We start from the raw sequence: 13340 nt of genomic DNA on the forward strand, positions 1-13340 counted from the left end.
TATTGACAAATATAAAGAGACAGTATAATCTGAAAAAAACTTGTATGGTACATGCAAGATTAGTATTAATAAAAACATTGTAATGAAAGCGTTTACAATTGTCAGGGGGTGATCCGCTAAGTGGGCTAAGTTGATACAGAAAATTGGCTGTTTTCGTTTAGTATGAAATTGTTTCTGGTAGTGGTTCAAAGACTAACCATTAGGGGGAATAAGATGACCAAAAATTATTGGCGTCATATTAGGGAGAAAGTAGACTGGCCAGTATTTCTTTTGAGTGGTGGGGCACTCGTAGCGTTTGTGCTTTTATCGTTTTTACATGTCGATATGGTAAGCAAATACGTCAATATCGGTTTTGACTTGTCAATCCGTTATTTCGGTGCGTACTGGCAACTATTAATGATTGCAACTTTTGCAGTAGGTGCTGTGTTAGCCGTTTCGAAATATGGGAAAGTTCGGCTTGGAAATACGAATAAGCATGAAATAAGTTATTTTAAATGGGTCGCGGTCATCATTACAACTGGCCTCGGAGCAGGTGGTGTATTCTGGGCTGCGGCAGAGCCAATGTACTATTTTTTGGAAGTTCCGCCAATGCATAAGGGTATCCTTGCTGGAACGAAGGAGGCGATTGGCCCTGCACTTGCACAAAGTTATATGTCATGGGGGTTTACAGCATGGTCTGTGTATGGGGCCATTAGTGCAATAATATTAATTTACGCACATAATCATAAAGGAATGCCATTAAAGCCTAGAACATTGTTGTATCCAATATTAGGAAAAAAGATTTTAACAAGCAAGTGGGGAACGGCTGCGGATGTATTTTGTATTATTGGTGCAGCGGCAGGAACAATTGGTCCAATCGGTTTTCTTGGTTTACAAGTGAGCTATGGAGTCAGCTCGGTATTTGGAATACCCGACGTATTCAGCACACAGGTCCTCATTATTGTTGGTCTGACAGCGGTTGTTTTAGTGTCGACCTTAACTGGGATTAATAAAGGGATTCAGTGGTTAAGTAAGCTAAACGTGAATATGATTGTAGTTATTGCGGTATTTTTGTTAATTTTTGGTCCGGGCATGTTCATTATAGATTCTTTCATGTCATCATTCGGAATGTATATGAGTGAATTCATCAACATAAGTACATTTCGCGGTGATGAGGCATGGCTTGGTTATTGGATGCTTTTTTTCTTTGGTTGGTTTATTGGTTTTGGTCCGCTCGTTGCTTTGTTTGTGGCAAGAATTTCAAATGGGCGTAAAATTAGAGAAATATTTCTTGTCGTAGCAATCATTGCTCCGATTACGACAAATTTTTGGTTTACAGTTTTAGGTGGGACGGGAATCTTTTATGAATTGGGCAATAGGGGATCGGTAAGTGGTCCATTATTGGACGGGGGATTGCCGAGCGCAATTATCGCTATTGCCGAACAAATGCCGCTTGGATTTATTATGCCGACAGTCTTTCTCGTGTTAACGACTCTTTTTGTTGTGACAACTGTTGATTCAATGTCTTATTCCATTTCGATGGGGGTTACTGGTGATGGAAATCCGCCAAAAATAGTTCGTGTATTTTGGGCGTTAATTATGGCTGTAATTGCAACGATACTTATTAAAATCGGCGGGGGAGGAATTAGTGCATTACAATCATTTATCGTCGTCGCTGCTGTTCCAATCTCCATTTTGATGTTGCCAATTCTTTGGTACGCGCCGAAAATAGCAAAGCAATTAGCGATTGAACAAGGTATTGTAGAAGAAAAGGTAGACCTAAGTCCATCGACAATTAGCGAAGCAACTGCATCAACGGAAGTCGAAGTAAAGGGAACAAGGAGATAGTTTAAAAGATTCTAAATATTTGTTGACATTTAAAAGTAATGATATTACACTAACGTTAGACCTTGTATGGTACATGGTACATGAAAAATAAGGAAGTTAGTGGGAGATTAATAGGTTACGAATATTTGTACCATGGTACATGGCACTTTTATTAGAAAGGGGTGTTTACCATTACGAGTATTTTGACAACGAGTATTACGGCCCAAGTAACTGATGCGATCCGCACAGCTATCATTACGGGAGAATACGAACCTGGAAAGCAATTATCTGAAGCTGCTTTATCGCAGTATTTTAAAATAAGCAGGACTCCGGTGAGGGAAGCGTTAAAGCAATTAGAACGAGAAGGGCTAGTGGAAATCATTCCACGAGTTGGAACATGTGTATTAAAACCGACTGAGAAAGAATTAGATGAGCTATTTACAGTAAAGGAAGCGATGGAAGGGCTTGCAGCGGGAATACTTGCTGAAAAAGGAGATTTGAAAGTAATAGGTAAAGTACGAGAAGCTGTATCTTTCATGGAAGAAGCCGTACAGAAAAAAGATCATAATAAATTCGTCGAAGCGAATAATCTTTTTCACCAGGCAATCATGGACGGTGCTAATAATTCCAAGCTGAGTTATGTGTTCAATTTACTGATTAATCAAATACCTTATAATCGCTATGTTTATCTAAGTATTGAAGTTCCAAATCGTCTAGAAATATCACTGAAAGAACATCAAATTATTTTAGAGGCAATTTTAAGTAAGGACCGAGAAAGAGCTGAAAAAGCGATGAGAGAGCACGTTAGAGAAAGTGCGATTGGACTAAAAAAAGCAATTGCCAAAAGACTTTACCAAAAGACCGCAAAATAAGGGGGAATAATAATTATGAAGTTCGGAATATTCGCTAACTTGGCAGGGCCAGGTCGCCATGAGGAGTACGATAAAGTATTAGATGAAGCACGGGAGCAAGCGGTTTACTGTGATGAAAACGGTTACGACTCCATTTGGTATACAGAACACCACTTCGGTCATGAGGGGAATGAGTTGATTTCGAATCCTCTAATGATGGGAGTAGATATCGCCGCTCGAACAAAGAATATTCGAATCGGTCAGGCTGCAAACGTCGCAACATTTTGGCAACCGCTTCGTTTAGCGGAAGATATCGCAATGTTAGATCAGTTAAGCAAAGGGCGAGTAGAAGTCGGGTTAGCTCGCGGACTATATGGTCGTGAGGCTGCTAATTTAAATGCGCTGGCAGATCCGAAAAATAATGATCAGAATCGCGCATTATTTGAAGAAACTGTGGAAGTAATGAAAAAGGCTTGGTCAAATCGTTTCTTTTCACACGATGGAGACATTTATCAGTTTCCACCTGAAGGCCTAAAGTGGACTCATCCTATGAGCCCTCAATCACCAGAGTTTATGGACATGGAAAAAGGGGAAATCAATAAAATTTCAATCATGCCAAACACTTACCAAGGTCGAATGCCAAATTTATGGCAAACAATCGACTCCCCAAGTTCAATCAAAATTGCTGCTGAAACCGGTATTAATGCTATTTTCTGGATGCCGACAGTGAAAGAGTTAAAAGGACGTTTTGAATTATATCGTGAAACAGCTTCGAAAGCGCGCGGCTATGAAGTTCCTCTTGGCGAAGGAATTGCGCTTGTACGTGATGTGTATGTAGCAGAAACGATGGAACAGGCTCGGGAAGATGCTGCTGAAGCAGTACTAAACACATATCGCTGGATTTGCCATTGGAGAGGGCTTGGTAATCTGATGGACCCAGGTGAAGAAGTAAAAGTCGGCCAAGAGTTAACATATGAATTCCTTCACCCAAGAAACTTATTATTCGGAACACCGGAATATGTAACAGAAAAAATTCAAGAATTAAAAGAAGAGTTGAATTTACAAAATCTATTACTTTGGAAAAATCATAGTCATTTACCACACGAAAAAGTGATGAACAGCTTAAAGCTATTTACAGAAGAAGTAATGCCAAATTTCACTAAAACAAAACAGGGGGTATTGTAAAATGTTAGAAATTCGTAAAGTATATACAGCTATTGAAGAAACGCGTATTGAGGGAGGCAAACAACTCGAAGACCCAATTAAGATGATTACAACGATGTTAGTAATGAAAAATCCATGGGTTGAAAGAGGATTTGTTGAGGATTTAATGCCGGAAATTAACGAGTATGCTCCTGAAATTGGAGAGTTGCTAGTTGCAGAGTTGTTCAAGCATATCAGCTCAGCAGATGATGTTGAAGCATTCGGTAAAGCTGCGGTCGTCGGTGTAGACGGAGAAATGGAGCATGCTTCCGCCTTCATTCATACATTGAAGTTTGGAAACAAGTTCCGTGATGCGGTTGAAGGGAAAAGTATCTTGCCATTTACAAACAAGCGTGGAGGCGCAGGAACGGCAGTTTTAATCCCAATGGTCCACAAAAATGAAGATTCGAAACGTTCACACTTCTTGACGTTTGAAGCGACAATTCCAGATGCGCCGAGGGCTGATGAAATTGTTGTTGCAATCAGTGTTTCGACAGGAGGACGTCCGCACCCAAGAACGGGAGACCGTCACCAAGACATGCTGGAAATGGGTCTCGTCTAATGCCAAAGATTACGTATGGTCAAAAGACCATTCATTATGAAGAAAAAGGAACGGGTGAACCGCTCGTTTTCATACATGGAGTCGGTTTGGATCATGCAATGTGGGAGCAACAGGTGAATAGTTTGTCAGAATATTATCGAGTAATTGTGTATGACATGATAGGACACGGGGAATCTTCGCATCCCCCTGGTCCTTATTCACTTTCTAAGTACGTTGAACAACTTGCTGCACTCGTGGAAAGTCTAAGTCTCGAAAAGATTCACCTTGTAGGATTTTCAATGGGAGGCATGGTTGCCCAGGCATATGCATTGTCAAATTCGGCGAAAATGAAAACGCTAACAATTATGAATGCAGTTGCGAATCGGACAGAAATGCAACGCCAAGCGATATTAAAACGGGTGGAAGAAGTAAGGGCAAACGGAGCTCATTCGACAATTGAACCTGCAATCCAACGTTGGTTTACAACCGACTATCTGCAAAATCAAGCAGACGTCGTAAATCGGATTCGTACTCGTCTTCAGACTAATAATCCTGCTTCTTATTTAGAAGCATATTCGTTGTTTGCGACAGCCGATCAAGAACTTTGGGATAAACTAGATCAAATCACAGTTCCGACACTCGTCATTACGGCAGAAAATGACGTCGGTTCCACACCAGAAATGTCACAACAAATTCATCAGAAAATTTCTGGTTCTGAATTGTTAGTAGTTCCTGTCTTAAGACATATGCTTCCGATTGAAAGACCTGATATTATCCACGAGGCAATTCACTCATTTATTGAAAGAGCAGTGCTTGTAGGGGAAGGGAGATGAGGTTTTGACAGAATTAAAAACTGAGCTTAAAACTTTCGATATGTATATTAATGGGGAATGGACAGCATCGTCAAGTGGAGAGTATTTTCCAAGTTATAATCCAGCAACGGGAGAGGCTTGGGCACGTGTAGCAAAAGGAACAGCTGAAGATGTAAATCGAGCAGTGCAAGCTGCACATCAAGCGTTTGTAAATTCTGAGTGGACTAATATGACTTATACGGAAAGAGGAAAACTTGTCAGGAAACTCGGCGATCTCATTGCTGAAAATGTGGAAGAACTTGCACAGTATGAGACGATTGACAACGGAAAATTGATACGAGAAATGCGTGGTCAATTAAATTACTTGCCGGAATTCTTCTACTATTACGCAGGTCTTGCCGATAAAATTCACGGTCATACGCTTCCTTTGGATAAACAGGATATGTTTGCTTTTACAACGAGGGAACCCCTTGGCGTTGTAGCTGCAATTACACCTTGGAATTCACCGCTTTATTTAACGACATTGAAATTAGCGCCCGCACTTGTGGCTGGAAATACAATTGTGATAAAACCATCAGAAATGACATCCGCTTCTTTGCTTGAACTTATGAAGTTAGTGGAAGAAGCTGGCTTCCCGCCTGGTGTTGTTAACGTAGTGACAGGTTTTGGATTACCAGTTGGTGATACATTGACAGCACATCCACTCGTTAGACGTGTTGCTTTTACTGGAGGAGCTGAGTCTGCTCGCCATGTCGTAAGAAATACAGCAGAGAACTTCGCACAATTATCACTAGAACTCGGAGGAAAGTCGCCAAACATTGTCTTTGAAGATGCGGACCCTGATAATGCAGCGATGGGAATTATTGCCGGTATATTTGGTGCCACTGGCCAAAGTTGTGTTGCTGGATCACGAGCATTTTTACACGTAGATATTTATGACAAGGTGATGGAAAGACTTGTTGACCGTGTTTCAAACATAATGATTGGTGACCCTCTTTCGGACACTACTGAAATGGGACCGCTTGCTACAGAGGAACAATTGAAACGTGTTGAAAAGTACGTAAAGCTCGGGAAAGAGGAAGGCGGAAAAATCATAATCGGTGGTAAAAAGCCTGAACACTTAGAAAAAGGATGGTATTTTGAACCGACGATATTCGAACATACTGACAATAACGCGCGTATTACAAGAGAAGAAATCTTTGGTCCTGTTTTAAGTGTCATCCCATTTAAAAATGAGGCTGAAGTAATTGAGATGGCAAACAGTACTGACTATGCATTGGCGGCTGGAATTTGGGCGAGTGATATAGCAAAAGCCCACCGTGTGGCCAAGGCGATTAGAGCAGGTATTGTTTGGGTGAATACCTACCGGAGCATATCGCCTATTGCACCAATCGGAGGTTCCGGGTTAAGCGGGTACGGAAGAGAAAGCGGTTTTGATGCAATTTATGAATATACTCAAAGTAAAGTAGTTTGGGTGAATACATCATCTGAAGCGATACCTGATCCATTCATTATGCGCTAAATCATGCTAAATAGGAAGGGAGAAATCGACGTGACTATCGAAAAATTGATTCACTTACCGGATTTATCCTTCATTCGTGTATGTAACGAAGACTATGGCATAAATAGAGGACTCTATAATACAATTGATAAATTCTTTTACGAACGAGGATTTGAACGAATTATCGATCGAAGAAAGAATATCCTTTACTTTCTCGACTATGTTCAAAAGGATGCTGATTTAAATAATAAGCGCCCCAAATTTGGAAGTGGCGGGCTAAAGATTAAAATCGAGGAATATCTATTGGAGATAGAAAAAAATAATAATCATAAAATGTGGCAATTAGCTAAATAAGCCTATATAGGAAGAAGGTTAATCATGACGAAGCTTAATACTAATGTAAAGAAACAACATCTTCTTATTAATGGAGAGTGGGTCGCGGCGGAGGAATACAGTCCGCTTCAATCTCCATATTCAGGTGAAGTTATCGCGGAGGTCCCGTTGGCTTCAATTGCTGAAACTGATTTAGCAATTGAAGCAGCTGTAAATGCCCGAAAAGTGATGGCGAGTATGCCCGCTTATAAACGTGCGGAAATCTTGGAAAACCTCGTTCATGCTTTGCAAGAAAGAGCTGAAGAAGCAGCTGAAATTATTGCATTAGAAGCAGCAAAGCCGATTACGACAGCAAGGGGTGAAGTTAGTCGTACGATTGAAACGTATAAGTTTGCAGCTGAGGAAGCAAAGCGCATTCATGGTGAAACACTTCCACTTGATGCGGCTCGCGGCGGTGAAAATCGACTAGCTTATACGGTACAAGAACCAATCGGTACCATTGGCGCAATTACACCTTTCAATTTTCCGATGAATTTAGTTGCCCATAAAGTTGGTCCTGCTATAGCAAGTGGGAATACAATCGTCTTAAAACCAGCTACACAAACACCGTTATCCTCATATTTTATTGCGGAACTTCTTCTTGAAGCAGGATTGCCAAAAGGAGCCCTAAACGTAGTTACTGGAAGCGGCAAGGTGACGGGAGACAAACTTGTTCAGGATAGCCGAATCAGCATGATAACTTTCACGGGAAGCCCAGAGGTGGGCATCGAAATCCGAGGCAAGGCTGGCTTGAAAAAAGTTACTTTAGAACTTGGATCCAATGCAGCAGTAATTGTTGATAAAAACGTCGATCTTGATAAAATTATCCCGCGTTGTGTAACAGGGGCATTCGCTTTCCAAGGTCAAGTATGTATTTCCTTGCAACGCGCATACGTTCATGAAGATATTTATGAAGAGTTTGTAACTAAACTTATTGAAGAAACGAAAAAGTTAGTTGTCGGAAATCCCCTTGATGAACTAACAGATGTATCAGCACTTATTTCAGCGAAGGATGTAGAGCGGACACAAAGTTGGATAGAAGAAGCGAAAAAACAAGGAGCAAAAGTTGTAGCAGGCGGTAATACAGAAGGAAATATTCTTTATCCAACGATTATTCTGGAAGCAAAATCTACGCTGAAAGTATGTTGCAATGAAGTGTTTGCTCCGATTATTGTTGTAAATAAAGTGAAAAACGTCGAGCAGGCAATTGACCAAGTGAATGATTCACGTTATGGATTGCAAGCAGGAATCTATACAAATGATATTACTACAGCGCTGAATGCAGCAGAAGAGTTGTATGTTGGCGGAGTAATGATTAACGATATTCCAACATTCCGGGTGGATAATATGCCGTACGGCGGTGTAAAGGAAAGCGGAACAGGCCGTGAAGGTTTGAAGTACGCGATTGAAGACATGACTGAGATGAAACTCGTAGTTTGGAACCGTAATTAGGAGGTAAAGGGATGGGGTATTATGCGGCACTATTACACATGATGGATGCTGAGAAAAATGCTGAAGTTCTTCCTCGTCATATCGCTTATTTGGAAGAATTAGAAGCGGAGGGAAAAGTGTTTGCAAGAGGCCCCTTTACAGATGGAACGGGCGGCCTTATTGTCTATATTGCTGATTCTTATGAAGAGGCTTTGGCATTCGCAGAGGCAGATCCACATGTTGTTGAGGGAGTACGGCGACTAGAGCTAAAAGAGTGGGGAGCACTTACAGTTAAATGAATTGTAGCAATAAAACGTATTTTTTTGGAGATGTTTTTCACTAAAATCTTGTATGGTACATGGTAATTTGGAGGTGTGAAAATGGATGTGAAAAACACTGCTTTACTTTTAATTGACCTTCAAAAGGAAGGCGGGACGTCGGACGTCGTTGGCATGGATGGAATTATTGAAAAAACAGCAAGTCTTATAGAGCAATGTCGACAAAAAGGAATCCCAGTCATTTATACGCGCCATTTAAACAGGGGTGATGGTATTGCACTTGGGAATCGGGAGCCGGTGAATGAAAAAGGGGAACCTCTTTATTATCATACAGGAACTGATGCAATTGAAATCATGGATGAAATTAAGCCTGAGCCTGGTGATATTATCGTTGATAAGTATAGGTATAGCTGTTTTCATGAATCCAGCTTGGATTTGATGTTAAAGAGTTTAGGAATAAAGCATTTGATCATTGGCGGTGTTTTGACAGACGTTTGCGTAATTTCAACAGCGATGGATGCTTATTATCGTGATTATCAAATTAATCTCGTTAAAGACATATGCGGTACAACAACTGAAGGTGCCCATATGGCAGCAATTCTAATGATGGCGAATTGGGTTTATGATATTGAAATCTATGATGCAAATCAACTTAGCAACAAGTTATCGGGAGAAGATTATAAAGTATGGAAATCTGAGGGACCTGATGAGTTACAATTTACACCTGAAAACTTACGTGAAGTTTTTGGAAGATTGACAGTTGAGTGACATCTTGAGGACTACTACACGACGCTTTCTGTAACAATTCTAATTCAAATAAAAGGGGAAAAAAATATGAAAGCTGCAGAAAAAGTAGAAGCAAGTATCGAGGTAGAGGCTTTTGACCAAGTTGTTAGTGGCCAAGATGTAGTCACAGAAGAACATTATGCGACCGAAGAAGTTCCAATGAGTCAACGAAATATTAATTTTTTTGACATGATAGCGATCTGGGTAGGGGCAAACTCAAACAATGCGTCCTGGTATGTAGGGGGAACGGTAGCTGGGATGGCTTTTGCAGGTGCCATTGCAGTCACGTTAATTTCCAATCCCTTTGCCTATCTTGTACTTGCTCTTGTTGGGTACATGGGTTATAAAGTTGGGACGTCCACCATGGCACTCACAAGACCAGCTTTCGGAATTAGGGGAAGTCTTCTCCCAACGGTGTTAAATACGATTGTCTTTTTAGGATGGGCTGTTGTTAATACGTTTATAGCTGTCATTTCGATGAGTTTTATATTAAAAGATTTATTTGGATGGCCGGCTTTTGGGGAGCCGGGAAGTGCGGGTCCAATGATTTTAGGTATTGTTTTCATGAGCTGCTTGAATTTATCTGCGGTTTCACTGGGAAGAAATTCTATTAAAATAGTTGAAAGAATCGGGATTGTTTTAGTCCTTGCACTAGGTATTTGGATTACGATTGTCGTTTTGAGCACGCATTCATTTTCAGCAATTTTGAGCTGGAGGCCACCTGCCGAATCGGTAATGCCTGTCGGAAAAGCGGTAGATATTATGGCTGCATTTAGTTTAGCGTGGGTGCTAGGAATTGCCGAGTTTACACGTTACACACGTTCAGCGAAAACAGCAACAGTTGCCCCGTTAATCGGTGCTTGCGTTTCACTCATGTGGTTTGCGTTTATCGGCATTATCGCAACAATCGGTTCAGCAATTACGACAGGCGTTTACAATCCAGAGAATTCAGATCCAAGTTCACTCGTTACAAATCTTGGGCTTGGCTGGTTTGCGCTACTACTTATTGTCGTAGCATGTGTGACAACAAATGTCGTCAATTTGATGGCTGCGGGTATTTCAATAACGAATGTAACAAAGAAAATTAAACCGCTTCACTCTATATGGCTCGTCACAGTTTTAGCTGGTGTATTCATGCTTGTGCCACTTTATCTTGCTAGTTTCTTAGATACCTTTATGGGCTTTTTAGAATATATCGGTATGGTACTGAGTGCGTTACTTGGCGTGTTAGTTGCCGATTATTACTTTGTTAAAAAGCGCTCCTATGATGTAAAGGAATTTGAAAAAGTAGGCGGGAAATATTGGTATACAAAAGGAATTAATATAAGAGCAGTAGCAGTTTGGACATTCGGAGTCATATTCTTTTTATTGGTTCGTGACTCTGCCTTGTTAGGAAGTTCAATTGGTGCTGTCTATCCAACCATTTTGATAACTGCATTGCTCTATACGCTAATCTCAATGCCAAGGGGAAAAACTTCTAAATTATATTAATTAAAGAGAATCGGTACTTATTCAATGCCTGTTGTCGGATTTATAAATATGAATGAAAAAGGAGAGAGCTATTATGCAAAAAGTAGAGAAACAAGACTTATTCAAGCAAATTATGGGGAATTATCCAACAGGTGTGACGGTTGTAACGACAACTGGAGCAGATGGCAAGCCAGTCGGATTGACAGTGAATTCTTTTGCTTCCGTATCATTAGATCCGCTTATGTTGCTATGGTCTATTGATCATCGTGTATCGTCATTGAAGGAGTTTATAGAAGGTGGAAAGTTCGCGGTACATGTTTTACATGGTCATCAACAAGAACTTTGTAAAACGTTTGCAAGTAAAGTTGAAGATCGTTTTAGCAACTGTGACTGGAGTTTTTCTGAAAATAATTTACCGATTATCGATGGTACATTTGGGGTTTTTGAATGTAAAACGTTCAAAGCAATTGAGGCTGGGGACCATACCGTTTTAATTGGTGAAGTAATTGACCTTCAAATTGATCAGAGCAATGATCCAATGCTTTACCATCGCAGAGTGTTTGGACCAATTCCGGAAGAGTTTTATAAGCAAAAACAACCAGTATCATAATTGTAAATATGTATTTGAAATAGAGGAAGACATAATCCCCTTGGACTCTTTGTGAAGAGGCCAAGGGTATTAGGGTTTTTTAAAAAAGGTGATTTCTACATCTACTTAGTTTGCTAACGAGATTGAAGAAGTGGATGAGGTTGTGTTGTCACAGGAGCTAGCTGTCGAGTAACAAAGGATCCATTCAGGTGATTGGTACCATTTACATTTACCTGAATATTCCGGTAAACTGTTATTGATGTGTAACACTAACTATATTTTAGGAGGCTAGATTTAGTATGAGAAGAAAACCGATCCTTGCACTATTGATGGCAACAAGTTTAGTAGTTGGGTCTCCAGTAGCGAATGCAAATGAAACGCCTGGTTCACCCCCACAAGCACAGCAAGCTTTTGATAATAAAATTATCAAAAGAATCAATGTTGATAACATTTATGACGACATTGCGCATCTTTCCAGCGAACCGCGTGTTGCGGGTACAGAAGCTGAATGGAACGCCGTTCAGTATATCGACGATAAATACTCTTCATTTGGATACGATACAGAAATTCAGCCGTTTACTTTTGAAAGTTACCAAACACCAGAAGTTTCCGTTAATGTAGCGGGCGAACCCCTATCATCAAATAGCTTTACGTATACACCGAATGGGGAAGTGTCAGGTGAAGTGGTTTATGCAGGTTTGGCAACAGAGGATGATTTAGCAGGTATTGAGCTAGGAGGCAAAATCGCTTTAATCAAAAGAGGAGATATATCCTTTGCGGATAAGGTGTTAAACGCTGCTCAAGCAGGAGCATCAGCGGTAATGATTTATAATAATACTTCCGGTTCATTATCTGGAACGCTTGGTGCACCTAATGAAGCATTTGTTCCTGCCGTTTCCCTTTCACAAACCGATGGAGACAGGCTAGCAACATTACTAGCTGAAGGACAAACTATCGAGGCGACTGTCAATGTAACAGGCGGTGGTATTTCACAAAAAACTTCTCATAATGTTGTGGCTGTCAAAGAAGCTACTAATAAAAAGAAAGATACTAACCAGATCATTGTTGTAGGTGCCCATCATGACTCCGTTCCAGGATCTCCGGGTGCTAATGATGATGCTTCCGGGGTAGCTGCCTCCATTGAGTTGGCTCGTGTAATGGCGAATATGCCGACTGATACAGAACTTCGTTTCGTAAGTTTCGGCGCGGAAGAATTAGGACTTTTAGGATCCTATCATTATGTCGAAACTTTATCTCAAGATGAGCGCGACCGGATTGTTGGTATGTTTCAAATGGATATGGTCGGAAGTAGGGATGCTGGAGAACTGGTAATGTTTACAGTAGATGGAGAGAAAAATGCCGTCACTGATCTCTCGGCAGCTGCTGGCGTGAGAACAGGAAATCCATTAGGGTATGGACAAGAAGGCCGAAGCGACCACGTGCCGTTTTATTATGCAGGCATCCCGGCTGCCTTATTTATTCATAGTCCTACTGAGCCTTGGTACCATACACCAGAAGATTCACTTGATAAAATCAGCAAAGAGAAACTCCAAGAAACAGCAGAAATCGTTGGGGCGGCAGTCTATCAGGTTGCACGTCCAGACACGCCTGCTTTGGAGAGAGCAAAAGTCTCACCAAAACCAGTTGATTATGAGCGAATCGTTGGGGGACTCCAATAAGAAATTCAGACAAAAAGCGGG

13 protein-coding genes are annotated in these 13340 nt (G+C 40.8%); all 13 read left to right on the forward strand.

The features are described 5' to 3' along the window. Nucleotides 1-213 precede the first annotated feature (213 nt). The 13 genes from AB1H92_RS04985 (at nt 214) to AB1H92_RS05045 (ending at nt 13319) form a co-directional block, all read left to right on the forward strand. On the forward strand, nt 214-1827 hold the full coding sequence (locus AB1H92_RS04985) for a BCCT family transporter (RefSeq protein WP_115361878.1): 1614 nt from the start codon (nt 214-216) through the stop codon (nt 1825-1827). 182 nt (nt 1828-2009) lie between these two features. Further along, on the forward strand, nt 2010-2678 hold the full coding sequence (locus AB1H92_RS04990; protein WP_243835713.1) for a GntR family transcriptional regulator: 669 nt from the start codon (nt 2010-2012) through the stop codon (nt 2676-2678). A 15-nt stretch (nt 2679-2693) separates the two neighbouring features. Further along, nucleotides 2694-3842, forward strand: a complete 1149-nt coding sequence (locus AB1H92_RS04995; protein ID WP_115361874.1) for an LLM class flavin-dependent oxidoreductase — start codon at nt 2694-2696, stop codon at nt 3840-3842. Between the two features lies 1 nt (nt 3843). Next, nucleotides 3844-4422 (forward strand): amino acid synthesis family protein, encoded by a 579-nt coding sequence (locus AB1H92_RS05000; RefSeq protein ID WP_115361872.1) that lies wholly within the window; start codon nt 3844-3846, stop codon nt 4420-4422. Continuing rightward, nucleotides 4422-5234: an alpha/beta fold hydrolase gene (locus tag AB1H92_RS05005; RefSeq protein ID WP_115361870.1), complete on the forward strand. Its 813-nt coding sequence runs from the start codon at nt 4422-4424 to the stop codon at nt 5232-5234. Before AB1H92_RS05000 ends, AB1H92_RS05005 begins: the two co-directional genes overlap by 1 nt. A 4-nt stretch (nt 5235-5238) precedes the next feature. After that, a complete protein-coding gene (locus AB1H92_RS05010) occupies nt 5239-6735 on the forward strand; it encodes an aldehyde dehydrogenase (protein WP_243835715.1) in 1497 nt (498 codons plus the stop codon). 30 nt (nt 6736-6765) lie between these two features. Then, nucleotides 6766-7068 (forward strand): hypothetical protein, encoded by a 303-nt coding sequence (locus AB1H92_RS05015; protein WP_115361867.1) that lies wholly within the window; start codon nt 6766-6768, stop codon nt 7066-7068. Between the two features lie 24 nt (nt 7069-7092). Continuing rightward, entirely contained in the window at nt 7093-8538 is a 1446-nt protein-coding gene (locus AB1H92_RS05020; protein ID WP_115361865.1) for an aldehyde dehydrogenase family protein, read from the forward strand. A gap of 11 nt (nt 8539-8549) precedes the next feature. Continuing rightward, entirely contained in the window at nt 8550-8816 is a 267-nt protein-coding gene (locus tag AB1H92_RS05025; protein ID WP_115361863.1) for a YciI family protein, read from the forward strand. An 81-nt stretch (nt 8817-8897) separates the two neighbouring features. Beyond that, complete coding sequence (locus AB1H92_RS05030) at nt 8898-9563, forward strand: cysteine hydrolase family protein (RefSeq protein ID WP_115361861.1); 666 nt, start codon at nt 8898-8900, stop codon at nt 9561-9563. 66 nt (nt 9564-9629) lie between these two features. Then, nucleotides 9630-11072, forward strand: coding sequence for a cytosine permease (locus AB1H92_RS05035; RefSeq protein WP_115361859.1), 1443 nt, complete (start codon nt 9630-9632; stop codon nt 11070-11072). Nucleotides 11073-11145: 73 nt separating this feature from the next. Further along, nucleotides 11146-11661: a flavin reductase family protein gene (locus tag AB1H92_RS05040; RefSeq protein ID WP_115361857.1), complete on the forward strand. Its 516-nt coding sequence runs from the start codon at nt 11146-11148 to the stop codon at nt 11659-11661. Between the two features lie 278 nt (nt 11662-11939). Continuing rightward, nucleotides 11940-13319, forward strand: a complete 1380-nt coding sequence (locus tag AB1H92_RS05045; RefSeq protein WP_115361855.1) for a M28 family peptidase — start codon at nt 11940-11942, stop codon at nt 13317-13319. Nucleotides 13320-13340 lie beyond the last annotated feature (21 nt).

The sequence above is a fragment of the Sporosarcina pasteurii genome (assembly GCF_041295575.1).
Taxonomy (GTDB): Bacteria; Bacillota; Bacilli; order Bacillales_A; family Planococcaceae; genus Sporosarcina; species Sporosarcina pasteurii.

What these genes read in the sequence shown, in the direction of transcription:
- AB1H92_RS04985 (WP_115361878.1), top strand. Translation starts at nt 214, where the DNA reads ATGACCAAAAATTATTGGCGTCATATTAGGGAGAAAGTAGACTGGCCA.
- AB1H92_RS04995 (WP_115361874.1), top strand. Translation starts at nt 2,694, where the DNA reads ATGAAGTTCGGAATATTCGCTAACTTGGCAGGGCCAGGTCGCCATGAG.
- AB1H92_RS05000 (WP_115361872.1), top strand. Translation starts at nt 3,844, where the DNA reads ATGTTAGAAATTCGTAAAGTATATACAGCTATTGAAGAAACGCGTATT.
- AB1H92_RS05005 (WP_115361870.1), top strand. Translation starts at nt 4,422, where the DNA reads ATGCCAAAGATTACGTATGGTCAAAAGACCATTCATTATGAAGAAAAA.
- AB1H92_RS05020 (WP_115361865.1), top strand. Translation starts at nt 7,093, where the DNA reads ATGACGAAGCTTAATACTAATGTAAAGAAACAACATCTTCTTATTAAT.
- AB1H92_RS05025 (WP_115361863.1), top strand. Translation starts at nt 8,550, where the DNA reads ATGGGGTATTATGCGGCACTATTACACATGATGGATGCTGAGAAAAAT.
- AB1H92_RS05030 (WP_115361861.1), top strand. Translation starts at nt 8,898, where the DNA reads ATGGATGTGAAAAACACTGCTTTACTTTTAATTGACCTTCAAAAGGAA.
- AB1H92_RS05035 (WP_115361859.1), top strand. Translation starts at nt 9,630, where the DNA reads ATGAAAGCTGCAGAAAAAGTAGAAGCAAGTATCGAGGTAGAGGCTTTT.
- AB1H92_RS05040 (WP_115361857.1), top strand. Translation starts at nt 11,146, where the DNA reads ATGCAAAAAGTAGAGAAACAAGACTTATTCAAGCAAATTATGGGGAAT.
- AB1H92_RS05045 (WP_115361855.1), top strand. Translation starts at nt 11,940, where the DNA reads ATGAGAAGAAAACCGATCCTTGCACTATTGATGGCAACAAGTTTAGTA.